Genomic DNA, 23,375 nt, shown 5'->3' on the forward strand with positions numbered 1-23,375 from the left:
GATAACACCCGGTTACCCCGATTACGGAGGGTCTCACCGGGACGCCCCGGCCGAGAAGCGGAGTCTGCCGCCGCCGGGCCCGGGTAACCGCTCCCCCATGGGTCAGATCCTCGTGGGCACGTGTTCCTGGACCGACCGGGCACTGGTCGGCAGCGGCTGGTACCCGCCCGGGCGGCGGGACGCCGAGGGGCGGTTACGGCACTACGCCGAGCGGTTCGGTGTCGTCGAGGTCGACGCCTCGTACTACGCGCTGCCGAGCGAGCGGAACAGCCGGTTGTGGGCCGAGCGCACACCGGACGGGTTCGTGTTCGACGTGAAGGCGTTCTCGCTGCTCACCGGGCATCCCACCCGGGCGGCGGTGATGCCGGACGGGTTGCCGGCCGAGCCGTGGGACCCGGCGGTGCAGGACGAGGTGTGGGCGCGGTTCGCGGCCGGGATCGAGCCGCTGCGGGAGGCCGGGCGGCTCGGGAGCGTGCTGTTCCAGTTCCCGCCCTGGTTCCGGCCCGGGCAGCGGGCGGAGGCGTTCCTCGGGGAGTGCGCGGAGCGGACCGAGGGCTGGCCCGTCGCCGTCGAGTTCCGGCATCCCTCCTGGTGGGAGCCGGGGCAGGACGAGGCGACCGGCGCGCTGCTGACCCGGCACGGCATGGCCGCGGTCGCCGTCGACATGACGCAGACGCTGCCCTCCTCCGTCCCGCCCGTCACGCCCGTGACCTCGCCCCGGCTCTCGGTGGTCCGGTTCCACGGCCGCAGCACCGCGTGGGGCACCGGCAGCAAGGAGGACCGGTTCCGGCACGCCTACGACGAGGACGAACTCGCCGAGTGGCTGCCCCGCGTGCGCCGGCTGGCCGAGCGGACCGAGCAGGTCCACGTCCTGTTCAACAACTGCTGCGGTGACGCCGCCGTCCGCGCCGCCGAGGCCATGACCCGGCTCCTCGACGGAGGCCAGCCGGTGGCGACGCGGCTGCCTAGGGCGCGATCCGCACCTTCCGCTCCACCGACACCTGGTCCACGTCCGACACCCGCACGGTCGTCTTCATCGTCCAGTTCCCGGCGAGCGGCAGGTTGACGGAGTTGGTGCCCCAGTAGCCGCCCAGGTCGGTGAGTTCGGCGTCGATCGGGCCGACCTTCCGGGAGGGCAGGGTGAAGGTGATGCGGACCTCGGGGACGACGACCAGACCCGTGTCGGAGCCGTAGACCACGGCCTGGACGCCGTTCTCGCCGACCCGGGCCGGATCCAGGGTGACCTGCACCGTGCCGCGTCCGGTCAGGGTCCCCTCGCCCGTGTCGAAGGGCACCGTGACCTGGGTCGTGGGCGGCAGCGCGCCCGCCGGGGCCTGCTGGGCCGCCTCGGCCTGGGCGCGACCCGGGAGGGTTCCCGTGAGCACGGTCGTGATCATCAGCACGACGGCGGCGACGACGACCTCCACGAGGACGGACCGGCGCAGCAGGCGCCGGGTGTCCCGGCCGGTGTCGGACGCGGAGGGTTGGGCGGTCGATGCGCCGGGCGTCTCGGAGTCCCGGGGCTCCCGGGGCTCCCGCAGTTCGTCGGATTCCCGGGCTTGCGCGGGTTCCTGGAGCTCCTCGGGTGCCTGGAGCTCCTCGGGTGCCTGGTGGAGTGGGGGTGCGCCGACCGGCTGCGGAACCCGCTCATGGACGGCGGCCCGGGCGGCGGCCCGGGCGGCGGCCGCCGGTGCCGCGATCCGCCGCGTCCAGCGCCGCGAGTACCCCGCCACCTGCAACAGCACGGCCACCCCGGCGAGTTTGGCGAGCAGCAGACGGCCGTACGACGTGCCGGTCAGCGCGGAGAGGGAGCCGAGGCCGCGCCAGGACTGGTAGACGCCCGTGACGGCCAGGACGATCACCGAGGCGAAGGCGATCCGCGAGAAGCGGGGCACGACCTCCGGCAGGTCGTCGCCGGCCGAGCGGCGCAGGGTCAGCAGCAGGGCCACGAGGCCGCCGAGCCAGACGCCGGTCGCCAGCAGGTGCAGCACGGACGACGTCATCGCCAGCGGCACCTGGGTCCCGGCGGAGGCGTGCTCGGCCGCCGCCCAGGTCAGGGCCAGGGCCGCGGCCAGCGCCGTGCCGATCGCCAGGGCGGCGGGCCGTTCCTCGGGGGCGCTGCGCTTGGACAGGCGTATCAGGAAGGCGGCCATCAGCAGGAGGACGACCAGCCGGGCGAGCAGGGCCTCGCCCGGGCGGGCGGCCAGGGTGCGGCCCAGGGCGGCGGCGTCGAAGGCGGCGGCCGGGCCGGTGCCCGTCTCGTACGGGGCGCGCAGCAACAGCAGGACGACCGTCGAGCCCAGCAGCGTCCACCAGGCGGCCACCAGCGGCCTGCGCAGGGCGGACGTGTCCGTGGGCCGGCACAGCAGCGCGAACGCGGCCAGGCCGACGAGCAGCGCGGCGGCGAGGTAGGCGAGGTAGCGGGCGGCGTCGTGGAGACCGCCGGTGAGCGGGTCCTCGGCGGGGCCCGTGTCGATCTGTCCCGTGGTCGCGGACGGCTTCCCCACGGAGAAGGTGAAGGCGCCGGAGACGGGGTGGCTGTCGGCGGAGACGACGCGCCAGGCCACCGTGTACGTGCCCTGGGCGAGCTTGCCGGGCAGCCGGACGCGGGCCGTGTCGGAGCGGCCGTCCGCGTGCGTGGCCTCGCCGGTGTGGACCCGGCGCTGGTCGGGGCCGAAGACCCGGAAGGAGCCGTCGAGCAGGCCCACGGACTCGGTGAAGGTCAGGGTGACGTGGCGAGGGGCCTGCTTGAGGACGGATCCGTCGTCGGGGTCGGTGCCGCGGAGGGCGGCGTGAGCGGAGGCGGGGGATGCTCCGGCGAGGAGCAGGAGCAGCACGGTGCCGAGCAGCACCAGGGCTTGGAATCGCCGTGGGAATCGCCGGGGATGTCCGACATTGCGATCCTCGTTCCGCCGCTGGTCCACGTGGGTCTCCGGGGTCGGGCTGTACGGCTACGAGTGAAGTACGGACCGGATCGGTGTAGTGCTCACCGGGCTCGGGAGAGGTTGCTCACCGGGCTGGAAGGTGCGGTGCTCACCGGGTTCAGGAGCCGGGGTTCGGGAGCCGGGTTCACGGGCTGGGGTTCAGGAGCCGGGGTTCAGGAGCCGATGTCACGAGCCGGGGTTCACGAGCCGGGTTCAGGAGCCGGGGTTCAGGAGCCGGGCCTGGACAGCCCCGCGATTTCGTCGGCCACCGCCGGATAGCGGGCCGTCAGCTCCTCGGCGTCCCCGTGCTCGTAGCCGTCGGACGTGAAGCCGGGCGCCATCGTGCAGCCGAACAGGGTCCACTGTCCGGCCCCGCGCACCCTTCCGCCCATCCACGTGCCCGCCGGGACCGCGAACTGGACGTGCTGGCCGTCGAGGATGTCCGGCCCGAGGACCACCGTCCGCGTGCTGCCGTCCGGGGCGAGCAGGAGGAGCTCCAGGGGGTCGCCCCGGTAGAAGTGCCAGATCTCGTCCGTCGGCAGGCGGTGGAGGGCGGAGAAGTCGCCCGCGGTCAGCAGCGCGACGATCGCCGTGCCCTCCGGCCTGCCGTCGGGGCGTTCGGGGCCGGCCCAGGTCTGACGGAACAGGCCGCCCTCGCGCGGGATCGGTTCGAGGCCGTAGTGGGCGATGAGGTCCTCTGGGGTCACGCGGGGAACAGTATCTCCCGGTCGAGGAAGGCGAGCTGGGCCTTCTTCTCCGGCAGGTACACGTCCGGGAGGTCGATCTCCGGCAGCACCACCACCGGCCCGGGGGCGAAGCCGAGCTCGAGGAAACGGGCGATGGCCTTCTCGTTGCGCACGTCCGGGTCGACCACGACCCGGCGGCGGTCCAGGCCGAGCAGGACGTATGCGGCGATGGCCGCCACCAGCCGGGCCGTCCAGCCACGCTGTCCGCCGCCCGGTCCGGCGGGGGCGAGGAGCAGGTGGACGCCGATGTCGCCGGGGCGGACGTCGTAGCACTCGCTCACGCGGTCGGCCTCCGGCTCGTAGGTCTGGAGGAGGGCGACCGGTTCGCCGTCCCGGACGACGAGGTGGGCGTGGTGGGTGTCGAGCGTGGCCATGTGGGCGTAGACGTCCGCGACCTGTCGTTCGGTCAGCTCGGTCATGCCCCAGAAGGCGGCCCGGTCCTCGCCGACCCAGCGGTGGATCACGGCGGCGTCGGCCCCGGGGTCGAGCGGCAGGACGCGGACGGTGCCGAAGCCGTCGATCACCTGCGCGTGGACGGGCGTGCGGGAGGCGTACGGGTCAGACATCGCTTTCCTTCTTCAGCCGGGTCCAGTCGGTGACGACCGGGACGAGGTCTCCCGCGAGCCAGAGCGGCAGCTGGTCGCGGTGGTGGGGCGAGCCGGGGACGCCCGAGGCGCCGAGCGGGACCACCCAGCGGCTGTCCTCGCGCCGGGCCAGATCCCAGACGTAGCGGGCGGCCGGGCCCCGGGCGGCGCGGTCGGTGAGGCCCGACACGCCGGAGGTGCACAGCACGCAGTCGTGGTCGCCGGACAGCCCCGGCTCGTCGTACGGCTGCTCCGGCTCCAAAGCCCGCCAGGGGGCGAGGCGGTGGGTGTCGCCCCAGACACCGGCCGGCGGACGCAGGGCCACGTCCTCGACGGCCGCGCGGACGGCCGCCGGGCGGTCGATTCCGTACAGGTCGTCGGCCCGCAGCAGGTGTTCGAGGGCGAAGCCGACCCGGGGGACGAGGGCGAGCCAGGGCTGGAACACCTCCGGGTACGCCGGCGGTGTGGTGAGCGCGGCGAACGCCGGGTGCGCCGCGAGCCGCCGTACGACCGCTCCGCGTACGGCCGCGTAGAGGGCCGCGTCGGCGCTGCCGGCGTCCATGCGGCGGTCCCAGCCACGGAGTCGGTCCCGGAGGGCGGCTGCCTCGGGGGTGAGGTCGTCGAGGGCGTCGAGGTGGTCCAGGAGGGGTGAGGCGGAGGCCAGATGGGTGTCCGTGTGGAGGGCGGGCATGTCGGCGGCGGACCAGCGCTCCTTGCCCGCGAGCAGCGCGGCGATGCGGTCGGCGCGGTGCGGCGGGGCGAACTCGACGCCGAGGGGTTCGGCCGGGCCGCGCTGGTTGGCCATGACGGCGACGCCGTCGGTGAGCCCGGCGCGCGGCGGCACGTGCCAGCCCTGCCATGCGTGGCCGGGCTCCCAGGCGGGCACCACCCGGAGGGAGTTGGCCTCGGCGCGCACCGGCACCCGCCCGGCCACGCGGTGCAGGACACCGCCCTCGGTGTCGGCCGCCTGGACGACGTTGACCGGCTCGGCCCAGCGGTCGAAGGCCCGGTCCACATCGGCCACCCGACGGGCCCGCAGCAACGGCAGCAGCGCGCCGAAGCCGAGGTCGCCGGTGACGCGCGGCGGGTAGCGCAGGCTGATGGCCACGGGCGGGGCGGCGGGAGCTGTGGGAACGGCTGGAGCTGCGGGAACGGCGGGATCAGCGGAAGCGGCGGGACCGGCCGGATCAGCGGGAGCTGCGGGAACGGCGAAACCAGCAGGATCAGCGGAAACCGCGGGACCGGCCGGATCAGTGGAAGCTGTGGGAACGGTGGGATCGGCCCGCCCGCCGTCGTACGCCAGGTCCGTCGGATCGCCGTCGATCCCCTCGAGTCCGCCGATGATCACCGGGCCCCGTCCGGTCTCGATGATCTCGACCTCGACCGGCTCCTCGCCCGCCACCTCGATGGTCTCCGTGTGCCGGGACGCCCGCCGCCAGACCCCGTCCGGGCCGAGGGCCTCCACCCCGGCGCCGGTGCGCCGCAGCCGCTCCCGGTAGAGGTCCTGGTAGTCGGCCATGGCGTTGGTGATGGCCCAGGCGACCGAACCCGTGTGCCCGAAGTGAGCGATGCCGGGGACGCCGGGGACGGCCAGGCCCACGACGTCGAACTCGGGGCAGGACAGGTGGATCTGCTGGTAGACGCCCGGGTCCTCGATCCAGCGGTGGGGGTCGCCGGCGATGACCGCGTGTCCGGTGACCGTCCGCTCACCGCCGACCAGCCAGCCGTTGCTGCCCGAGGTGCCGGGGCCGTCGGTGGCGAAGAGGCCGATGGCGTCCGCGTCCAGGTGCGCGGCGACCTGCTCGCGCCAGAGCTTGGCCGGGAACCCGGCGAACAGGATGTGGGTGGCGAGCCAGACGCCGAGCGGGGTCCAGGCTTCCCAGCGGCCCGGGGTGAGACCGGTGCGGGCGAACTCGGGGGCGGTACTGCCTTCGGCCAGACCCTCGTTGACCCCGTCGACGTACGCGCGCACCCACCGCGCCGTCCCGGGGTCCCGTCTCTCCAGGTCCGCGAAGCAGCGTCTCGCGGTGTCGTCGACTCTGGCCCGTCTCGCGAACCGGTCCCAGGCCAGGGCGCGCCCGCCGAGGAAGGACGCCGAGGTGCCCTGCGCCCGGTGGCGCTCGATCTCCAGCTGCCAGGCCCGGTCGCGGGCGGTGACGAGGCCCTGTGCGTGGGCGAGTTCGGCCGCGCTGCCCGCGCGCAGATGCGGAATGCCCCAGGCGTCACGGTAGATCTCGGTGGCCACGCTGCGCCCTCTCTTTTCTTTAGGTTAGCCTTGCCTAAGTCAAAGCTGTGGCCGGAATCGTACGCGAAGGGGCGGAAAAGCGATGGGGCAGGGGCGGGGTTGGGAGGGCGCGGTCCTCAAACTGATGCGCGGCAAGGACTTCGAGTTCACGGTGACGGACGTCGAGGAGGTCACCCCGGACTACCGGCGGCTGCGCTTCACCGACGGCGGTCTGCTGGCCGCCACCGGAGTGCACCCCACGATGTGGGTACGGCTGTGGTTCGACAACGCGGGCAAACCGCACCAACGGGCCTACACCCTGGTCGACCCGGACGCCGGGGCCGGCACCTTCGGCCTGGAGTTCGCTCTGCACGAGGGGTGCGCCAGCGACTGGGCCAGGGCGGCGAAGCCGGGCGACACCATCGAGGCGACCGTCCAGGGCACCGGCTTCGACCACCCCGACCCCGCGCCCTCGCACGTCTTCGCCGTCGGCGACCCGGCCTCGCTGCCGGCCATCAACTCCCTCCTGGACGCCCTGGGTTCCGCCCCGGCCACCGTCTGGTTCGAGGGCGGCGACGACGACCTGCCGTTCCGCACCGACCCGGACCGGCACGAGCTGCGCAAGGTGCCGCGCCAGGACTCCGGCGCCCACCTGGTCGACCGCGTGAAGTCGGACCTGCCCGCCCTGCTCCAGGGCACGGCCGACCCCTACGTCTGGATCGCCTGCGACACGGTGACGACCCGGGCCCTGACGGCGTACGTCCGAAAGGAACTGGGCCTGCCCAAGCAGCGGGTGCACGCGCTGGGCTACTGGCGGGCCACCTGAGCAGCGTGAGGGCCCGCCCCGGGGGATGATCGGGGCATGGACGTCACTCTTCACCTCGCCCAGGATCCCGAGGCCGACGCGCTGCTCGGCCGCAGCCCGCTCGCCGCGCTGGTCGGCATGCTGCTGGACCAGCAGGTCCCCATGGAGTGGGCGTTCAAGGGCCCGGCGACGATCGCCCAGCGGCTCGGCACGGACGACCTGGACGCGCACGAGATCGCCGCGCACGAGCCGGAGGCCTTCGCCGCGCTGCTCTCGCAGAAGCCTGCGGTGCACCGCTACCCGGGCTCCATGGCCAAGCGGATCCAGCAGTTGTGCCAGTACCTCGTCGAGCACTACGGAGGTGACGCCGAGGCCGTCTGGAAGGACGTCGCCACCGGCAAGGACCTGCTGAAGCGGCTCGCGGAACTGCCCGGCTTCGGCAAGCAGAAGGCCCAGATCTTCCTCGCCCTGCTCGGCAAGCAGCTCGGGGTCCGGCCCACGGGCTGGCGGGAGGCGGCGGGCTCCTACGGCGAGCCGGACTCCTTCCGCTCGGTCGCCGACATCACCGGCCCCGAGTCCCTGGTCAAGGTCAGGGCGCACAAGCAGGAGATGAAGGCGGCGGCGAAGGCAGCGAAGGCCTCCGGCGCCTAGGCGGTGTCGGCCGGGCGGTGTCCGCTAGGCCGTGCCCGTGGCCTGGCGCCCGTCGTCCGCCTGGTCCGTCCGGGTGGCGAGCCCCTCGCACCGGGCCGCGACCGCCAGGCCGCGACGACGGCCCGGCGCCCGTCGTCCGCCTGACCCGTCCGGGTGGCGAGCCCCTCGGACCGGGCCGAGCATGAACCATGGCCGAGCCACCGAGCGGCTCCCCCCGGGGCCGGGAGCACGACACCGACCGCGACCGCGCGCCCCTGGGCCTGGAACCCCCTGTCCGACAGGGTCCGGGACCGAACGGCCCCCACTCCCGTGACCAGCACGAACGGCCCAGCCACACGCCGCCCGTGCCCCCGGACCACTGGCCGTACGACCCGCAGGCGCCCTGGACCGCCGACCCCCGCGAACGGAGCGCACGGCCCGGCTCGCAGGACCCCTGGCCCTCGGACCCGCACGGCCCGGAGCCCTCCGCGGAGAACCACCACGACCCGGACACCGGCATGGGCCGGGCGGGCGGATCTCGTAGCCGACGGGATGAACGGCGTGGCCGCGGCGGGGAGTGACCTCCCGTGACCCCCGCACCGCAGCCGGCCCCCCGCAGCCCGCGTCGACACGCCTGGCTGCGGGTGCTCGTCCTGCTGCTCGCCCTGCTCGTGCCGGGCGCGCACGCGGAAGCCCACCCGGGGTGGACGGCGGGTGTCTCCGGTGAGAGCACCACAGTCGAGTGCGACCTCCTCGACACCGCCCTGCGCCCACCGGCCCGGACCGCCGCCCGCCGCACCGCCGCCGTCCCGCTGAGCCCCGACCCGCTCACGGGCCCCGGGTCGGCGTCCACCGCACAGCACCCGGTTCCCGTACCGCCGAGCCCGCGGCTCGACCCTCGCCCCCTGCGTTCCGAGGTCCTGCGCTGCTGACAGGACCGGCCACGCCCCGGTCCGCCCGTCCGTCCCGCACGGAACCAGCACGACGAGGAACGACGAGGAACCCAGCCATGCTTCAAGACCCGTACGCCGTCCTGCGCGCCCTCCTGCGCGCGGAGGCCGCCCGCAGCACTCCCAAGCCCCACTCAGATCTCGACAGGCGGAAGCCGCAGCAGCCCCCGAAGGGAGGGAGAGGGGACCGCGGCTGACCCACCCGCCCGGCGGAGGCACACCGACGCCTCCGCCGGCCTGAGGAACGCGAGGGCTTGAGGGCGAGGACGGCTTGAGGGCCCCGCCGCCTGAGTACGCGGACGGCCTGAGGCCCCGGCGACCCGGGGGCCCGGCGCCCCGGCGCCCCGGGGAATCAGAGGCCTGAGGGCGACCGAAGGCCCCGCCCGCCTACCGCCTCCGCCGTCCCGATCGCCGGGCCGTGCCGAACAGCGACCTCGTGATCTCGCGCCCGATCTGCGTCCCCACCGACCGGGCCAGGGACTGGAACACCCCGCTCCCGGCCACCTGCTCCACAGCGGACGGCCGTTCCTCTTCCCGGGACTCTCGGCGTTCCCGGGGTTCCCGGGGCTCCCGGGGAGCCGCGTCGCGCATCTCGTCGGGCCCCTTCGCGCCGTGCCCGCGCTCCAGCCGCTCGTATGCCGACTCCCGGTCCACGGCCTGGGCGTAGCGCTCGTACAGCGGGGACTCCGCGACAGCCCGCTCCAGGGCATCCGGCCCGAGCGGGCCCATCAGCGACTCGGGCGCCCGCAGCCGCGTCGCCGCGACCGGCGTCGGCGCGCCCTTCTCGCTCAGCACCGTCACGACCGCCTCGCCCGTCCCCAGGTTGGTCAGCACCTCTTCGAGGTCGTAGGGCGACTTCGGGAAGGTCTTCACCGTGGCGTTCAGGGCCTTCTGGTCGTCGGGGGTGAAGGCCCGCAGCGCGTGCTGCACCCGGTTGCCGAGCTGGGCGAGGACGTCGGCGGGCACATCCTTCGGAGTCTGCGTCACGAAGAAGACGCCGACCCCTTTCGAGCGAATCAGGCGCACGGTCTGCGTGATCGACTCCAGGAACGCCTCGGAGGCGTCGTCGAAGAGCAGGTGCGCCTCGTCGAGGAAGAACACCAGCCGCGGCTTGTCGACGTCGCCGAGCTCGGGCAGATCGTGGAAGAGGTCGGCGAGCAGCCACATCAGGAAGGTCGAGAACAGCTGCGGCCTGTCCTGTACGGCGCTCAGCTCCAGCACGGAGACGGTGCCGCGTCCGTCCTCACCCGTTCGCAGCAACTCGGCCGTGTCGAACTCCGGCTCGCCGAAGAAGTCGGTCGCGCCCTGCGCCTCGAAGGCCGTCAGGGACCGCAGGATCACCCCGGCCGTGGCGGCCGACAGACCACCGATCGTCTTCAGCTCCGGCCGGCCCTCGTCCGAGGTCAGGAACGTCACGACCGCCCTGAGATCCTTCAGGTCGATCAGATCGAGGCCCTTGCTGTCGGCGTAGTGGAAGATCAGCGCGAGGGACTGCTCCTGGGTCCGGTTCAGCCGCAGCACCTTGGCCAGCAGCACCGGACCGAACCCGGTGACCGTCGCCCGGACGGGGATGCCGCGCCCGATGCCGCCGAGGGCGTAGTACTCGGCCGGGAAGCCGGTCGCCGTCCAGCTCTGGTGGACGTCCGCGGCCCGGCCCTCGACCCGGGCGTCCGGGCGGCCCGGCGCGGCGATCCCGGAGAGGTCGCCCTTGATGTCGGCGAGGAAGACGGGCACGCCCTGGGCGGACAACTGCTCGGCGATCAGCTGGAGCGTCTTGGTCTTGCCGGTGCCGGTGGCGCCCGCGACCAGGCCGTGGCGGTTGAGCATCGCCAGCGGCACCCGGATCTGCGCGTCCGGCAGGCACTGCCCGTCCCACAGCAGGGCGCCCAGGTGCAGGGCCGGGCCGGTGAAGGCGTAGCCGGACGCGATCCGCAACGCGTCCTGGGGGAGGGCGGCGGCACGCTCGGACACTTCCGGAGCGGGCGTCGACGGCATGGTCTCGCGATCCGGCATATTCACGCACCTGTTCCGGGTTCGTACCGCCTTGTATTGATTTTTTCAGCGTCGCACTCGCTCGCCATGGCTGCGCCCGGAAGGTCTTGACCGGTAGGCTTTCCGTGTGATCTTCAAGCGCATCGGAAACGGCCGGCCGTACCCCGACCACGGCCGGGAAAGCACCCGGCAGTGGGCGGACGTCGCGCCGCGCCCGGTCCGCCTCGATCAGCTCGTGACGACCAAGGGCCAGCTCGATCTGGAAACCCTGCTCGCCGAGGACTCCACGTTCTACGGCGACCTCTTCGCGCACGTCGTGAAGTGGCAGGGCGACCTGTACCTGGAGGACGGGCTGCACCGCGCGGTGCGGGCGGCACTCCAGCAGCGTCAGGTGCTGCACGCGCGCGTGCTCGAGCTCGACTGATCCCCGCCCGTCGCGGGTTGGCCCTTTCGGGTTCCGCTGGGCGATGTCGAATGATCATCTAGTAGGCATCGTCGCCCAGGCGCACTACGCTGCGCTCATGAGCATGCTGACTCCCCCCGGCATGGGCGGCAAGTACCGCATCACGGGCAACAAGTACCCCCGGATGCGCCGGCCCCGGCGGCGCGGCAGGCTCGTCGGCCTGACCGTCGCGTCCGTCGTCGTCCTCGGCGTGGGCGGGTGGGGCACGCTGCAGCTCATCGACGTCTTCACCGGCGGCGGCAAAAAGGCTTCGGCGGCCGGTGACGGCACGGACTGCGGCGTCAAGACCAAGGCGAGCCCCTCGCCCAGCGCCAAGCCCCTGCCCCAGCCGCGCACGATCACCGTCAACGTATTCAACGCCACCACCCACGGCGGCCTCGCGAAGAAGACCGCCGACGAGCTGAAGAAGCGCGGCTTCAAGATCGGCGACGTGGGCAACGCGACCGAGCAGTACGACAAGAAGGTCAAGGGCACCGGTCTACTCCTCGGCCCCGCCACCGCCCTCGACACCGCGCTGCCCGTGCTCGGCACCCAGCTCCCGGGCGCCGACCGGCGCACCGAGGCGGCCCGCAAGGGCGCTGCCGTCGACCTCGTCATCGGGGACGGCTTCAAGGAACTGGCCAAACAGCAGGACGCCGACCGGGCACTGACCAAGCTGGCCAGGCCCGAACCGGCGCCCACGACGAAGAAGGGCTGCTAGGGCCTGCCGCCAGGCCCGGCGGAATTACTCGGCCGCCCCGTACATCCGGTCCCCCGCGTCGCCGAGGCCCGGCACGATGTAGCCGTGCTCGTTCAGCCGCTCGTCGACCGAGGCGGTCACGACCGTCACCGGCGTGCCGGCCAGCTCGCGCTCCATGATCTCGACGCCCTCGGGGGCGGCCAGCAGCACCACGGCGGTCACGTCGTCGGCGCCGCGCCGGATCAGCTCCCGGATCGCCGCGACCAGCGTGCCGCCGGTGGCGAGCATCGGGTCGAGCACGTACACCTGACGCCCCGACAGGTCTTCCGGCATCCGCGTCGCGTACGTCGAGGCCTCCAGCGTCTCCTCGTTGCGGATCATGCCGAGGAAGCCCACCTCGGCGGTCGGCAGCAGCCGGACCATGCCGTCCAGCATGCCGAGCCCGGCCCGCAGGATCGGCACCACCAGCGGACGCGGGTGGGACAGCTTGACGCCCGTGGTCCGCTCGACGGGCGTCTGGATGTCGACCTGTTCGGTGCGCACGTCACGCGTGGCCTCGTAGGCGAGCAGGGTGACCAGCTCGTCGGCGAGACGGCGGAAGGTCGCGGAGTCGGTGCGCTGGTCGCGCAGCGTGGTGAGTTTGTGGGCGACCAGAGGGTGGTCGACGACGTGGAGACGCATGTCCACAACATTAGCCGGGCGGGGTGCCCCGGGCCGCACGGCAAGGCCGCCGTCCGGCCGTCACCCGAACGCTGGCGTCAAACCGCCCGTCCGGGGGAAAGTGGGAAAGACGGACTGGGGATGGTGAACCAGATGCCCGACCGGAATTTCCGAGACGATCCGTCGCCGCGCATACGGCCGGGGGCGGGCCGGGAGCCCGACCAGACGGACGGGACCGACGAGTCCGACGCCGAGCGCCGTCGGCGTCGCGCCCGGTTCCTGCGCGATCTGGCCGAGGCCCGGGAGTTGCGCGACCGCGTCCAGCCGCGCCGTGCCAAGACGGCCCGGCTGCGCCACGCCATGCGCATGCGCACCTTCCGCTGGTAGGAAACGCGTGAGGAAACCTCCGGCAAAGATCACGAACCGCGCGGAGGTTGTCGCGGTTGACCGTGCGTGGAGCGGGGTAAAGCCGCGTACGATCCGCAGGTGGCGGCAACGGGCGTGCGAACAGAACTGCCCAACACAGGGAGCCGAAGACGTCCCCTGAACGCCTTGTTTCTGCCACGATTCCGAGTGGGTGGGGCTCGGACGAGCACTCCCCGCCCGTAACCTCCGCCGGGGGGACCCCCAACCGGCACGCCTATGACCAGTGGGAGAGTCACGGTGTACTTCGCCGCACTGCTCGCGCGCACCGAAGACGGGTGGGAAGCGAGCGACACAGAGCTCGACGATGTGGAAACCCTGTCGGATCTGGCCGACCTGGCCCGTGAAGCCTCCCCCGACGAGGACACGGTGCTCGTGCTCATCGAGCAGGAGGACGCCTGGTTCGGCGTGGTCCGCGTGGACGGCGAGGAGGACCCTCGCATCTACGTCTCGGACGCCGCCGCCGCTGCCCGCAGCAGCTACGGCGAGATCCTCCTCACCGACGAGTTGCTCGGCCGCGATCCGAACGACGGGGACGACCTCGACGCCCTCGACCTCGACGGCACCGAGGACGGTGAATCCGACGAGGACGAGGACGACGACGATGCCGAGGACGGCGGCGGGCTCGTCGGGGCCGCCGACGTGCCGCACGGCCCGGTCGGCGACGCCCTGATCCTGGACGACCTCGGCGTGAGCGAGAAGGAACTGCGCCTGATGTCGACGGACGCGGTCACCGAGATCGCCGAGTCCCTGGGCGCCTCGGAGACCCTGGAGACCGTCCGCTGACCGGTCGCGCCGCCGAGGGTCCGCAGGATCCGATCCACGCGGGTTCGCAGGATCAGGCCCCCTCGACTCCGCCCGGCCAGGTCCACGCGGGTTCGCAGGATCAGGCCCCCTCGACTCCGCCCGGCCAGGTCCCCGCGACTCCGGAGGATCCCGTTCCTGCGGGTTCGCCGGATCAGGTGCCCAGGAGTCCGGAGGATCCCGCTCCTGCGGGGCGGCCGGACCAGGATCCCGAGGATTCGACGAGTCAGGTGCCCGCGAACCCGCCGGATCCCGTTCCTGCGGGTTCGCAGGATCAGGGCCCTCGGAGTCCGGGGGATCCCGTTCCTGCCGGACGGCCGGACCGGACCCCCGAGGGTTCGCCGGATCCCGTACCCGCGGGTCCGGAGGACCCCGTTCCCGCAGGTCCGCCGGACCCCGGCCCCGCGAGTCCGCCGGATCCCGTCCGGGATCCCTGGCGGTCCGCGATGCGGATCGCCCTGGACGAGGCCGCCGAGGCCGTCCGGGGCGGGGACGTGCCCGTCGGCGCCGTCGTCCTGGCGCCGGACGGCACGACCGTGCTCGCGGCCGGGCACAACGAACGCGAGGCCGGCGGCGATCCGACGGCCCACGCCGAGCTCCTCGCCCTGCGGCGGGCCGCGGCCGCCCTCGGCGCGTGGCGGCTCGCCGGCTGCACCCTCGTAGTGACGCTGGAGCCCTGCACGATGTGCGCCGGCGCGATCCAGCAGTCCCGCGTCGACCGGCTCGTCTACGGCGCCCGCGACGAGAAGGCCGGCGCGGCCGGATCGCTCTGGGACCTCGTCCGCGACCGGCGGCTCAACCACCGCCCCGAGGTGATCGAGGGCGTGCTGGCCGAGGAGTGCGCGGGACTGCTCACCGCCTTCTTCCGCGGTCGCTGAATACCGATTTCAAAGCACGCGGCACCTTGCTGTAAGGTCTCCCTCGGTAGCGTGTCCGAGCGGCCGAAGGAGCTCGCCTCGAAAGCGAGTGTGGCGCAAGTCACCGAGGGTTCAAATCCCTCCGCTACCGCTTGAGAAGGGCCCCGTCGTCAGACGGGGCCCTTCGTGCGATCAGCCCCTTCGTGTGATCGGTCCTTCGTGCGATCATGTGCGCTGCATGGGACACCAGTGACAGGGGAGGCCGCGATGGCGGTGAACGCGAAGAAGGTCGCCGTCTACGCCCTCGTGGTCTTCGCGCTGTACGTGATCATCACGGACCCGGCCAAGGCGGCCGACTACGTCCAGATAGGCTTCCAGGGCATTTCGGACGCGGCCAAGGCCCTCGGCGACTTCGCCACGTGGGTCGCCAACGGAGGAAAGTGATGATCCGCCACCTGGTGCTCTTCAAGCTCAACGAGGGCGTCGAGCGCGACGACCCCCGGGTCGTGAAGGGCGTCGAGGCCTTCCGCGCGCTCGGCGACAAGATCCCGGAGCTCCGCTTCTGGGAGCTCGGCTGGAACGTCAGCGACCGCCCCATCGCGTACGACTTCGCCATCAACTCGGCCTGCGACGACGCGGACGCGCTGCGGCGGTACGTGGAGCACCCGGACCACCAGGCGGGGGTCGCGCTGTGGCGGGAGTTCGCCACGTGGGTGATCGCGGACTACGAGTTCTGACCGTTCCGAACCCCCGCCACTCCGGGCCCCCTGTCGCTGCGACAGGGGGCTCTTGTGTTGCGTGGGTTGATTTGTGGGGTGTTCATCCCTCAACACGTAGTTATGGGGTGCTTGCACACAGTGCACATGTCTTGTGATGCTATGACCGCTTTTGATGGAAGAGTTGACGGATGAGTTGACGATGACGAGGTGGAGTTGACCGTGCTGGCCAGTACCGCACCTCAGGCACCGTCCCCTCCAGCACCGGCTCCGCAAGTAGCCCCTGCTCAGGCCGCGCCCGCGGAAGCCGCTCCGGCCGCTCCGGCCGTCCCCCAGCGGAGCAGCCGTGGCGCCGACACCCGGGCGCTCACGCAGCTCCTCTTCGCGGAGCTCAAGGAGCTCCAGCCCGGCACGCCGGAGCACGACCGCGTACGCGGGGCGCTCATCGAGGCCAACCTCCCGCTCGTGCGCTACGCCGCCGCCCGGTTCCGCTCCCGCAACGAGCCGATGGAGGACGTCGTCCAGGTCGGCACCATCGGGCTCATCAACGCCATCGACCGCTTCGACCCGGACCGGGGCGTGCAGTTCCCGACGTTCGCGATGCCGACGGTCGTCGGCGAGATCAAGCGGTACTTCCGCGACAACGTCCGCACCGTCCATGTGCCGCGCCGGCTGCACGAGCTGTGGGTGCAGGTCAACAGCGCGACGGAGGATCTGACGACCGCCTTCGGGCGGACCCCGACGACCTCGGAGATCGCCGAGCGGCTGCGCATCACGGAGGACGAGGTGCTGTCCTGCATCGAGGCCGGGCGGTCGTACCACGCGACCTCCCTGGAGGCCGCCCAGGAGGGCGACGGGCTGCCGGGGCTGCTGGACCGGCTCGGCTACGAGGATCCCGCGCTGGACGGCGTGGAGCACCGGGACCTCGTACGGCACCTGCTCGTCCAGCTGCCCGAGCGGGAGCAGCGGATCCTGCTGCTGCGGTACTACAGCAACCTCACGCAGTCTCAGATCAGTGCGGAGCTCGGTGTTTCGCAGATGCACGTCTCGCGGCTACTCGCGCGTAGTTTCCAGAGATTGCGGTCTGCGAACCGTATCGACGCGTAACCGCAAACGTTAGCGAGAGGTCACCTCGGGGAGGGAATCGCTCATCAGGGCCGTTCCTGACAGTTGAGAGCCGACAAGCCGTCAGACCCCTTGTTTGCAGGGCGGATTCGCGTCTCAGATGTCGACATGTCACTACAGCGTGTTGCCGACATGTGACATTCTGCGGGAAGCGCGTTTGCCGGAGCTTCGGCTCCGGTATTCAGGTGAAGGCTGCGTTCCTCAGACGGGGACGTTCGCCGCGACCGTCCCGCGACCCAAAGGGGGTGGCATGTCCGCAGAACAGGGCAGCTCGAAGGTGCTCACGCTCGCGGAGAGCGAGACAGCTCCCCATGCTCTCGACTCACTCGGCTCCATCGATGACGTACCGGCCCTCCCGGCCGAGCCCGTTCCGGTCCTTCCGGCTGCGGGCGCCATCGACACCCGCACCCTGTCCCGCTCCCTGTTCCTGCGGCTGGCCGCGCTCGACGAGGACAGCCCCGAGCGTGCGTACGTCCGTGACACGCTCATCGAGCTCAATCTCCCGCTGGTGCGGTACGCCGCCGCGCGGTTCCGGTCCCGGAACGAGCCGATGGAAGACATCGTCCAGGTCGGCACGATCGGGCTGATCAAGGCGATCGACCGGTTCGACTGCGAACGGGGCGTGGAGTTCCCGACGTTCGCGATGCCGACGGTGGTCGGGGAGATCAAGCGGTTCTTCCGGGACACGTCGTGGTCGGTGCGGGTGCCGCGCCGGCTGCAGGAGCTGCGGCTCGCGCTGACCAAGGCGAGCGACGAGCTCTCGCAGAAGCTGGACCGGTCGCCGACGGTGACCGAACTGGCCGCTGTGCTCGGGGTGTCCGAGGAGGATGTCGTCGACGGGCTGGCGGTGGGGAACGCGTACACCGCGTCCTCGCTGGACTCGCCGGCGCCGGAGGACGACGGTGGCGAGGGGTCGCTGGCGGATCGGCTGGGGTACGAGGACACCGCGCTGGAGGGCGTGGAGTACCGGGAGTCCCTGAAGCCGCTGCTGGCGAAGCTGCCGCCTCGGGAGCGGCGGATCATCATGCTCCGCTTCTTCGCGAACATGACGCAGTCGCAGATCGGCGAGGAGGTCGGCATCTCGCAGATGCACGTCTCGCGGCTGTTGACCCGGACGCTGGGGCAGCTCCGGGAAGGCCTGATCTCGGACTGACGGAGTCGTGAGGGAGTCCTGACGGGATCCTGACGGAGGGCTAGGGCGCGGTCGTTGGGGCCGCGCCGTTTGCCTGCGTCTCCGGCGGTGGGGGTGCGCGTGCGTTTCGCCTTCGCGGTGGCGGTGGGTCGGGGCCGCGCCGGGGGGTGTCCGTCCTCGGAACGGCGCGATGGGCCTTCATACCGACTGACTGGCGTTGACGCGCCAACCGCTGCGGGCGGACACCCCCCGACACGGCCCCTTCTCGCCGTACGCGGGTGCGGGAGCGTCGTGGCGCGCCTAGCTGCGGGCATGCGCAGCCGCCCCCGCTGCGGGCATGCGTGCCGCTAGGGGCGGCACGGGTGGGCGCAGCGGCACCCCGCTACGCCGGGCTGCGGACCCACCCGGCCTCAGCACCGACGCAGCCGCACCCCACCGACGTCGAGTCGCGGACCCACCCGGCCCCAGCACCGGCGCAGCGGCACCCCGCTACGCCGGGCTGCGGACCCACCCGACCTCAGCCGCTACGCCCCGTGTCGAACAGCGGCAGCAGCCGTGCGCGTTACGCCAGTGCCAGCCAGGCCACCGCCGCGACGATCGCCACGGCGGCGACGACGCCGAGGATGAGGCCGATGCGCGGGCCGCCGCTGGAGGAGGCCACTGCCTGACGGCCCTGCGGGGCCTCGTCGACGAACGCGCGGAACATCTGGGTGCTGCCGGCGGGGTCGTGATTGCCCTGCGGGGCCTGGTTGTTAGCCATGGCCCGAGACCCTAGCGAAAACGGCGGGGCTCCCCAAGTGGGGGTTGGGGTTCCGTTTGGGCCCGAGTGACCCGTACCGCCGAGCTCATCACCAGCGCGTTTACTCCCGCAATACTTGCCTTTGCCAACTTTTTATACCCGCACCCCCCTCTTTTATTTGCCTGCAGCAACCAACAGCTCCTATGGTTGCCCTAAGCAACGAAAGCGGGAGGTGTCATGGCCGAAAAGGCGCAGTACGAAGAGCTGGTCCGCCAGTTCAGCGCCTTCGGCGCCGTGAAGCGGGAGCTCGGACGGATCATGCCGGCCGAGTGCCCCGGCGGGTCGGCGGCCGTGCTGACCCTGCTGGGCCGTCACGGCGACATGCGCATGAGCAAGCTCGCCGAGCTGCTGGCGGTGGACATGTCGGTCACCAGCCGCCACGTCGCGCACGTCGTGGACCGGGGCTGGATCGAACGCTCCCCCGACCCAGCGGACAAACGCTCACGCATCCTGCGCCTCACGCCCGCGGGCCACACACAGCTCGACGAGCTGTCCCGGCGGACCACCGAGGTCCTCGCCGAGCGCCTGAGCGACTGGACCGACGACGAGGTCGGCCAGCTCACCAGCCTCATGGCGCGGCTGAGGGAGAGCTTCGACTGCCGGCCCGGGGCCCGGGCCGCGCCGGCCGCTTTCGACCAGACCACCCGTACACCCGCAAGCACGTAAGAAAAGGAAGCCCATGGCAACGACCACACCAGCCGGTGTGCGGGCTCATGCCAAGCACGGGGGAGGCTCCCACGGCACCCCCGGCGACGGCACTCCGATGACGCACCGGCAGATCATGGAGGCCCTCACCGGCCTTCTGCTCGGCATGTTCGTCGCGATCCTGTCGTCGACGATCGTCTCCAACGCCCTGCCCCGGATCATCAGCGACCTCGGCGGCGGCCAGAGCGCCTACACCTGGGTCGTCACCGCGTCCCTGCTGACCATGACCGCCTCCACCCCGCTGTGGGGCAAGCTCGCCGACCTGTTCTCCAAGAAGCTGCTGATCCAGTTCGCGCTGGTCATCTTCGTACTCGGTTCGGCGGCGGCCGGCATGTCCCAGAACCCGGGCATGCTCATCACCTTCCGCGCGGTCCAGGGCATCGGCATGGGCGGTCTGTCCGCGCTGGCCCAGATCATCATGGCGGCGATGATCTCGCCGCGTGAGCGCGGCCGGTACAACGGCTACCTCGGCGCCACCTTCGCCACCGCCATGGTCGGCGGTCCGCTGGTCGGCGGTGTCATCACCGACACCGACTGGCTCGGCTGGCGCTGGTGCTTCTACGTCGGCGTGCCCTTCGCCGTGATCGCCCTGATCGTGCTGCAGAAGACCCTGCACCTGCCCGTGATCAAGCGGAAGGTCAAGGTCGACTGGGCCGGCGCCTTCTTCATCACGGCGGCCGTCTGCCTGCTGCTGGTCTGGGTCACCTTCGCCGGTGACAAGTACGACTGGGTGTCCTGGCAGACGTACGCGATGGTCGGCGGTTCGCTGGCGCTGCTCGCATTGTTCGTCCTCGTCGAGGCGAAGGCGAGCGAGCCGATCATCCCGCTGCGGCTGTTCCGCAACCGCACCATCACGCTGGCCTCCGTGGCCTCCCTGTTCGTCGGTGTCGCGATGTTCGCCGGGACCGTCTTCTTCAGCCAGTACTTCCAGCTGGCCCGTGGCAAGTCGCCGACGATGTCCGGTGTCATGACGATCCCGATGATCGCGGGTCTGTTCGTCTCCTCCACCGTCTCCGGCCAGGTCATCACCCGGACCGGGCGCTGGAAGGCGTGGCTGATCGGCGGCGGTGTGCTGGTGACCGCGGGCCTCGGCCTGCTGGGCACGATCCGGTACGACACCGAGTACTGGCACATAGCGATCTTCATGGCGCTGCTGGGCCTCGGCATCGGCATGATGATGCAGAACCTGGTGCTGTGCACGCAGAACCAGGTGGAGCCGGGCGACCTGGGTGCCGCCAGCTCCACGGTGACCTTCTTCCGGTCCCTCGGCGGCGCGGTGGGCGTCTCCGCCCTGGGCGCGGTCCTGGGCAACCGGATCACCGACTACGTCAAGGACGGCCTGACCGACCTCGGCCCGAAGGGCGCGGCCCTCGGTCACGCCGGCACGGGCGAGGGCAACATCCCCGACCTGAGCGCGATGCCCGCCCCGATCCGCACCGTCGTGGAGAGCGCCTACGGCCACGGTGTCGCGGACGTGTTCCTCTACTCGGCCCCGATGGCGCTGCTCGCGCTGCTGGTGGCGCTGTTCATCAAGGAGGTCCCGTTGAAGACGAAGGGCGGGCTGGCGCAGGCCGCCGACGCGGAGACGCCGGCCGTGGTTCCGGCCGAAGTCGCCGTCGAGGCCGCCGAGGCGGAGAAGGCCGTGCCGAGCTGGGCCGTGGCCGAGACCGATGCCGAGACCGCCGACGGGACCGGGCCCGAGGGGACGCAGCGGCTCGCCGCCGTCGCCACGGCGGTGCGTGCCGAGGACGCCTCCGGTGGTGTTCCGGTCCGCGGTTTCGTCCGCGGGAACGAGTCCGCGCCCGTACCGCAGGCCGCCGTCACGCTGATCTCGCTGGCCGGGCGCCAGCTGGGCCGGTCCGTGGCGCAGGCCGACGGCTCGTACGCGGTGGACGCCCCGGGCGCCGGTTCGTACGTGCTGATCGCCTCCGCCGACGGCTTCCAGCCGCAGGCGTCCACGGTCGTGGTGAACGGCGAGCCGGTCGCCTACGACATCCTGCTCAGCGGCACCAGCGGGCTGACCGGCCTGGTGCGGGCCGCCGAGAGCGGACAGCCGGTCAAGGACGCCATGGTCATCGTCACGGATGTGCGCGGGGACCTGCTGGCCAACGGGACCACGGGTGAGCAGGGTGAGTTCTCCTTCGCCGAGCTGGTGCCGGGGGCGGTGACCGTCGCGGTGAACGCCGCCGGGTACCGGCCGCGCGCCCTGCCCGTCGAGGTGGGCGGCACCGGGGTCACCCGGGTCGAGATCGACCTGGAGTCCGGTGCCCGCGTACAGGGTGTCGTCCGCGCCCAGCACGGCCCGCTGGCCGACGCCCGGGTGACGCTGGTCGACCAGGCGGGCAACGTCGTCGGCTCGGCCACGACCGGGACGGACGGGGCGTACGCCTTCACCGACCTGGACGGCGGCGAGTACACGGTCATCGCCACGGGTTACCCGCCGGTGGCCACCGCGCTGACGGTCACGGGTGCCGGTACCGACGCCCACGACATCGAACTCGCCCACCCCGGCGAGTAGCAACGACCCCGGCCCGTGACAGGTGGGCGCGCTCTGAGCGGAGGTGCGCCCCCTGTCGCGGGCCGGTTTCTTATCGAGGAGTAGTTGAGATGGGACTGACCGCGAGGATCCGTACCCGGGACGGATGGGCCGTGTCGCACGCGGTCGTCACGGTGGCGGACATGACCGGTGCGCAGGTGCTGCGGGCCGAGGCCGACGCGGAGGGCGCCGTCCGGGACGCGACGCCGATGGCGCCGGGGGCGTACACCGTCATCGTCACGGCGGTGGGTTACGCGCCCGCGGCCTCCAGCGTGATCGTGACCGCGAGCGGGCGGGCCGAGGTCGGCTCGGTGACGCTGGCGCGGCAGGGCGGTACCGAGCTGCCGCCGCCCGGGCCGTGGACCGTCGACCCGGTGCACTCCAGCGTGGCCGCCGTGGCCCAGCACCTGGGCATCTCCAGCGTGCACGGCCGGTTCACGGAGTTCTCCGGCTCGATCGAGATCGCCCCGGACGACGTCACCAAGTCGCGTGTGGAGGCGGTGATCCGGGCCGCTTCCGTCGACACCGGCAACGGCATGCGCGACGGGCACCTGAAGTCGCCGGACTTCCTGGACGTCGAGCGGTTCCCGGAGATCACCTTCCGGTCGACGGGGCTGACGGCGACCGGGTCCGACCGGTGGACCGTCCATGGCGAGCTGGGCATGCACGGCGTCGTCCGGCCCGTGGACCTGGACCTTGCCTACCTCGGCACGGGCCCGGACCCGTGGGGCGGCACCCGGGCGGCGTTCCGTGCCACGACCGAACTGCACCGCGAGGACTTCGCGATGAACTACAACCAGGTCCTGCAGGCCGGCATCGCCGCCATCGGCACGACGCTCAAGGTGGAGCTGGACATCCAGGCCGTGCAGGGCGAGTCACTTCCCGCGGCGTGAGTCCGCGGCGGACACTCTCGCCACCAACTGCCCGCACAGGTCCCGGAGCTTGACGTTCCGGTCCTGCGAGGCCCGGCGCAGCCGCTCCAGCGCGATCCGCGCGTCGATCCGCTCCCGTGCCATCAGGATGCCGATCGCCTGGTCGATGACGCTGCGGGAGAGCAGCGCGGTGCGCACATCGGCCGCGGACTGGCGCCGGCGCTCGATCCGCAGCGCCACGTCGATCGCGTCCCCGGACCGGGCGGCGAAGGCACGGGCCGCGTCCCGGCCCGTGCCCAGCGCTCCGGCCCGCGCCCCGTAGAAGTTGATCGCGGCGCCGCTCTCGCCCTCGACGGCGATCGGCACCGCCAGCGCGCAGCGGACGCCCGCGGACAGCGCGTACTCCGTGTACGAGGGCCAGCGCGACTCCTCGGCCAGATCCGGGGCGTACTGCTCCTCGCCGGTCTCGGCCGCGTCGACGCAGGGCCCCGAGCCGTTCTCGTACTGGCGCAGGTCCAGGCCGCTGGGCATGCCGTCGCTGCCGGCCAGGGTGAGCAGCCGGCCGGCGCGGCGCACGGTGATGCTGCACGCCTCGGCGCCGGGCACTTCCTGCACCGCGCGGTCGGTCAGATCCCGCAGCAGGGTGTCGAGACCACTGCTGCGCACCATCGCCTGGTCCAGCGTGTCGGACGTCTCGGAACTCATGACCGTACGGGTATCCCGTCACCGGCCGGACACGCCACCGACGT

At 72.2% G+C, this 23,375-nt stretch carries 25 protein-coding genes and 1 tRNA gene; 18 read left to right on the forward strand and 8 right to left on the reverse strand.

Going from position 1 to position 23,375, the window contains the following annotated elements; translation table 11 throughout:
- The first annotated feature begins 97 nt into the window (after positions 1-97).
- Positions 98-1,066, forward strand: coding sequence for a DUF72 domain-containing protein (locus tag QOL88_RS19070; protein ID WP_097217647.1), 969 nt, complete (start codon positions 98-100; stop codon positions 1,064-1,066).
- Here QOL88_RS19070 and QOL88_RS19075 read toward each other — a convergent pair.
- The 4 genes from QOL88_RS19075 to QOL88_RS19090 all read right to left on the reverse strand — a co-directional run bounded on the left by QOL88_RS19075 (position 966) and on the right by QOL88_RS19090 (position 6,499).
- Entirely contained in the window at positions 966-2,852 is a 1,887-nt protein-coding gene (locus QOL88_RS19075) for a copper resistance CopC/CopD family protein (protein WP_097217649.1), read from the reverse strand. The two genes, QOL88_RS19070 and QOL88_RS19075, sit on opposite strands and share 101 nt — an antisense overlap.
- A 299-nt stretch (positions 2,853-3,151) precedes the next feature.
- Complete coding sequence (locus QOL88_RS19080; RefSeq protein WP_097217650.1) at positions 3,152-3,631, reverse strand: cupin domain-containing protein; 480 nt, start codon at positions 3,629-3,631, stop codon at positions 3,152-3,154.
- The gene (locus QOL88_RS19085) at positions 3,628-4,236 is read right to left on the reverse strand and encodes a GNAT family N-acetyltransferase (RefSeq protein ID WP_097217652.1); all 609 of its coding nucleotides are present in this window, start codon (positions 4,234-4,236) and stop codon (positions 3,628-3,630) included. Before QOL88_RS19085 ends, QOL88_RS19080 begins: the two co-directional genes overlap by 4 nt.
- Positions 4,229-6,499, reverse strand: a complete 2,271-nt coding sequence (locus QOL88_RS19090; protein ID WP_097217654.1) for a penicillin acylase family protein — start codon at positions 6,497-6,499, stop codon at positions 4,229-4,231. Before QOL88_RS19090 ends, QOL88_RS19085 begins: the two co-directional genes overlap by 8 nt.
- An 82-nt stretch (positions 6,500-6,581) precedes the next feature.
- Between QOL88_RS19090 and QOL88_RS19095 the strand changes: the two genes are divergently transcribed.
- The 4 genes from QOL88_RS19095 to QOL88_RS19110 all read left to right on the forward strand — a co-directional run bounded on the left by QOL88_RS19095 (position 6,582) and on the right by QOL88_RS19110 (position 8,845).
- Positions 6,582-7,304: a siderophore-interacting protein gene (locus QOL88_RS19095; RefSeq protein WP_097217656.1), complete on the forward strand. Its 723-nt coding sequence runs from the start codon at positions 6,582-6,584 to the stop codon at positions 7,302-7,304.
- A 36-nt stretch (positions 7,305-7,340) separates the two neighbouring features.
- The gene (locus QOL88_RS19100; RefSeq protein WP_097217658.1) at positions 7,341-7,934 is read left to right on the forward strand and encodes an HhH-GPD-type base excision DNA repair protein; all 594 of its coding nucleotides are present in this window, start codon (positions 7,341-7,343) and stop codon (positions 7,932-7,934) included.
- Between the two features lie 188 nt (positions 7,935-8,122).
- A complete protein-coding gene (locus QOL88_RS19105) occupies positions 8,123-8,494 on the forward strand; it encodes a hypothetical protein (protein ID WP_143668871.1) in 372 nt (123 codons plus the stop codon).
- A gap of 6 nt (positions 8,495-8,500) precedes the next feature.
- Entirely contained in the window at positions 8,501-8,845 is a 345-nt protein-coding gene (locus tag QOL88_RS19110) for a hypothetical protein (protein WP_257027820.1), read from the forward strand.
- Between the two features lie 405 nt (positions 8,846-9,250).
- On the opposite strand, the gene QOL88_RS19115 is transcribed toward QOL88_RS19110, so the two are convergent.
- Complete coding sequence (locus QOL88_RS19115; RefSeq protein ID WP_179878903.1) at positions 9,251-10,876, reverse strand: helicase HerA-like domain-containing protein; 1,626 nt, start codon at positions 10,874-10,876, stop codon at positions 9,251-9,253.
- A gap of 106 nt (positions 10,877-10,982) precedes the next feature.
- On the opposite strand from QOL88_RS19115, the gene QOL88_RS19120 reads away from it, so the two are divergent.
- Positions 10,983-11,279, forward strand: coding sequence for a type II toxin-antitoxin system VapB family antitoxin (locus QOL88_RS19120; RefSeq protein ID WP_003999914.1), 297 nt, complete (start codon positions 10,983-10,985; stop codon positions 11,277-11,279).
- Between the two features lie 121 nt (positions 11,280-11,400).
- Positions 11,401-12,018: a LytR C-terminal domain-containing protein gene (locus QOL88_RS19125; RefSeq protein WP_097217660.1), complete on the forward strand. Its 618-nt coding sequence runs from the start codon at positions 11,401-11,403 to the stop codon at positions 12,016-12,018.
- Between the two features lie 24 nt (positions 12,019-12,042).
- Here QOL88_RS19125 and upp read toward each other — a convergent pair whose 3' ends face one another.
- A complete protein-coding gene (upp, locus tag QOL88_RS19130; protein WP_097217661.1) occupies positions 12,043-12,678 on the reverse strand; it encodes a uracil phosphoribosyltransferase in 636 nt (211 codons plus the stop codon).
- A 132-nt stretch (positions 12,679-12,810) separates the two neighbouring features.
- Here upp and QOL88_RS19135 point away from each other — a divergent pair, with 132 nt between their 5' ends.
- From QOL88_RS19135 to QOL88_RS19170, 8 genes are all read left to right on the forward strand, one after another.
- Complete coding sequence (locus tag QOL88_RS19135) at positions 12,811-13,044, forward strand: hypothetical protein (protein ID WP_097223078.1); 234 nt, start codon at positions 12,811-12,813, stop codon at positions 13,042-13,044.
- Positions 13,045-13,320: 276 nt separating this feature from the next.
- Complete coding sequence (locus tag QOL88_RS19140; protein ID WP_097217663.1) at positions 13,321-13,866, forward strand: tRNA adenosine deaminase-associated protein; 546 nt, start codon at positions 13,321-13,323, stop codon at positions 13,864-13,866.
- A 464-nt stretch (positions 13,867-14,330) separates the two neighbouring features.
- Positions 14,331-14,762 carry a tRNA adenosine(34) deaminase TadA gene (gene tadA / locus QOL88_RS19145; RefSeq protein ID WP_097217665.1) on the forward strand — a complete coding sequence of 144 codons (432 nt, stop codon included), beginning with the start codon at positions 14,331-14,333 and terminating at the stop codon, positions 14,760-14,762.
- Between the two features lie 45 nt (positions 14,763-14,807).
- Positions 14,808-14,892, forward strand: a tRNA-Ser gene (locus QOL88_RS19150).
- Between the two features lie 116 nt (positions 14,893-15,008).
- The gene (locus tag QOL88_RS19155) at positions 15,009-15,185 is read left to right on the forward strand and encodes a hypothetical protein (RefSeq protein ID WP_031105388.1); all 177 of its coding nucleotides are present in this window, start codon (positions 15,009-15,011) and stop codon (positions 15,183-15,185) included.
- Positions 15,185-15,478, forward strand: a complete 294-nt coding sequence (locus QOL88_RS19160) for a Dabb family protein (protein WP_031105389.1) — start codon at positions 15,185-15,187, stop codon at positions 15,476-15,478. Before QOL88_RS19155 ends, QOL88_RS19160 begins: the two co-directional genes overlap by 1 nt.
- A gap of 201 nt (positions 15,479-15,679) precedes the next feature.
- Positions 15,680-16,564, forward strand: coding sequence for an RNA polymerase sigma factor SigF (locus QOL88_RS19165; protein ID WP_097223079.1), 885 nt, complete (start codon positions 15,680-15,682; stop codon positions 16,562-16,564).
- Between the two features lie 268 nt (positions 16,565-16,832).
- Positions 16,833-17,735: an RNA polymerase sigma factor SigF gene (locus tag QOL88_RS19170; RefSeq protein ID WP_097217667.1), complete on the forward strand. Its 903-nt coding sequence runs from the start codon at positions 16,833-16,835 to the stop codon at positions 17,733-17,735.
- Positions 17,736-18,276: 541 nt separating this feature from the next.
- Here QOL88_RS19170 and QOL88_RS19175 read toward each other — a convergent pair.
- Positions 18,277-18,474 carry a hypothetical protein gene (locus QOL88_RS19175; RefSeq protein WP_097217669.1) on the reverse strand — a complete coding sequence of 66 codons (198 nt, stop codon included), beginning with the start codon at positions 18,472-18,474 and terminating at the stop codon, positions 18,277-18,279.
- A gap of 216 nt (positions 18,475-18,690) precedes the next feature.
- Here QOL88_RS19175 and QOL88_RS19180 point away from each other — a divergent pair, with 216 nt between their 5' ends.
- From QOL88_RS19180 to QOL88_RS19190, 3 genes are all read left to right on the forward strand, one after another.
- Positions 18,691-19,179, forward strand: coding sequence for a MarR family winged helix-turn-helix transcriptional regulator (locus QOL88_RS19180; protein ID WP_097217671.1), 489 nt, complete (start codon positions 18,691-18,693; stop codon positions 19,177-19,179).
- Between the two features lie 97 nt (positions 19,180-19,276).
- Positions 19,277-21,736 carry an MFS transporter gene (locus QOL88_RS19185; RefSeq protein ID WP_502961625.1) on the forward strand — a complete coding sequence of 820 codons (2,460 nt, stop codon included), beginning with the start codon at positions 19,277-19,279 and terminating at the stop codon, positions 21,734-21,736.
- Positions 21,737-21,825: 89 nt separating this feature from the next.
- Complete coding sequence (locus QOL88_RS19190) at positions 21,826-22,647, forward strand: YceI family protein (protein ID WP_097217675.1); 822 nt, start codon at positions 21,826-21,828, stop codon at positions 22,645-22,647.
- Here QOL88_RS19190 and QOL88_RS19195 read toward each other — a convergent pair.
- Positions 22,630-23,331 (reverse strand): GAF and ANTAR domain-containing protein, encoded by a 702-nt coding sequence (locus QOL88_RS19195; protein WP_097217676.1) that lies wholly within the window; start codon positions 23,329-23,331, stop codon positions 22,630-22,632. The two genes, QOL88_RS19190 and QOL88_RS19195, sit on opposite strands and share 18 nt — an antisense overlap.
- Positions 23,332-23,375 lie beyond the last annotated feature (44 nt).

It is taken from the genome of Streptomyces sp. Ag82_O1-12 (genome assembly GCF_900182715.1).
In the GTDB taxonomy this organism is placed as follows: domain Bacteria; phylum Actinomycetota; class Actinomycetes; order Streptomycetales; family Streptomycetaceae; genus Streptomyces; species Streptomyces massasporeus.

Bases quoted from the DNA above. Each gene is read 5' to 3' on its own strand.
- QOL88_RS19070 (WP_097217647.1), top strand. From the start codon at position 98: ATGGGTCAGATCCTCGTGGGCACGTGTTCCTGGACCGACCGGGCACTG.
- QOL88_RS19085 (WP_097217652.1), bottom strand. From the start codon at position 4,236: ATGTCTGACCCGTACGCCTCCCGCACGCCCGTCCACGCGCAGGTGATC.
- QOL88_RS19095 (WP_097217656.1), top strand. From the start codon at position 6,582: ATGGGGCAGGGGCGGGGTTGGGAGGGCGCGGTCCTCAAACTGATGCGC.
- QOL88_RS19100 (WP_097217658.1), top strand. From the start codon at position 7,341: ATGGACGTCACTCTTCACCTCGCCCAGGATCCCGAGGCCGACGCGCTG.
- QOL88_RS19105 (WP_143668871.1), top strand. From the start codon at position 8,123: ATGGCCGAGCCACCGAGCGGCTCCCCCCGGGGCCGGGAGCACGACACC.
- QOL88_RS19115 (WP_179878903.1), bottom strand. From the start codon at position 10,876: ATGCCGGATCGCGAGACCATGCCGTCGACGCCCGCTCCGGAAGTGTCC.
- QOL88_RS19125 (WP_097217660.1), top strand. From the start codon at position 11,401: ATGGGCGGCAAGTACCGCATCACGGGCAACAAGTACCCCCGGATGCGC.
- upp (WP_097217661.1), bottom strand. From the start codon at position 12,678: ATGCGTCTCCACGTCGTCGACCACCCTCTGGTCGCCCACAAACTCACC.
- QOL88_RS19135 (WP_097223078.1), top strand. From the start codon at position 12,811: ATGCCCGACCGGAATTTCCGAGACGATCCGTCGCCGCGCATACGGCCG.
- tadA (WP_097217665.1), top strand. From the start codon at position 14,331: ATGCGGATCGCCCTGGACGAGGCCGCCGAGGCCGTCCGGGGCGGGGAC.
- QOL88_RS19155 (WP_031105388.1), top strand. From the start codon at position 15,009: ATGGCGGTGAACGCGAAGAAGGTCGCCGTCTACGCCCTCGTGGTCTTC.
- QOL88_RS19160 (WP_031105389.1), top strand. From the start codon at position 15,185: ATGATCCGCCACCTGGTGCTCTTCAAGCTCAACGAGGGCGTCGAGCGC.
- QOL88_RS19170 (WP_097217667.1), top strand. From the start codon at position 16,833: ATGTCCGCAGAACAGGGCAGCTCGAAGGTGCTCACGCTCGCGGAGAGC.
- QOL88_RS19175 (WP_097217669.1), bottom strand. From the start codon at position 18,474: ATGGCTAACAACCAGGCCCCGCAGGGCAATCACGACCCCGCCGGCAGC.
- QOL88_RS19180 (WP_097217671.1), top strand. From the start codon at position 18,691: ATGGCCGAAAAGGCGCAGTACGAAGAGCTGGTCCGCCAGTTCAGCGCC.
- QOL88_RS19185 (WP_502961625.1), top strand. From the start codon at position 19,277: ATGACGCACCGGCAGATCATGGAGGCCCTCACCGGCCTTCTGCTCGGC.
- QOL88_RS19190 (WP_097217675.1), top strand. From the start codon at position 21,826: ATGGGACTGACCGCGAGGATCCGTACCCGGGACGGATGGGCCGTGTCG.
- QOL88_RS19195 (WP_097217676.1), bottom strand. From the start codon at position 23,331: ATGAGTTCCGAGACGTCCGACACGCTGGACCAGGCGATGGTGCGCAGC.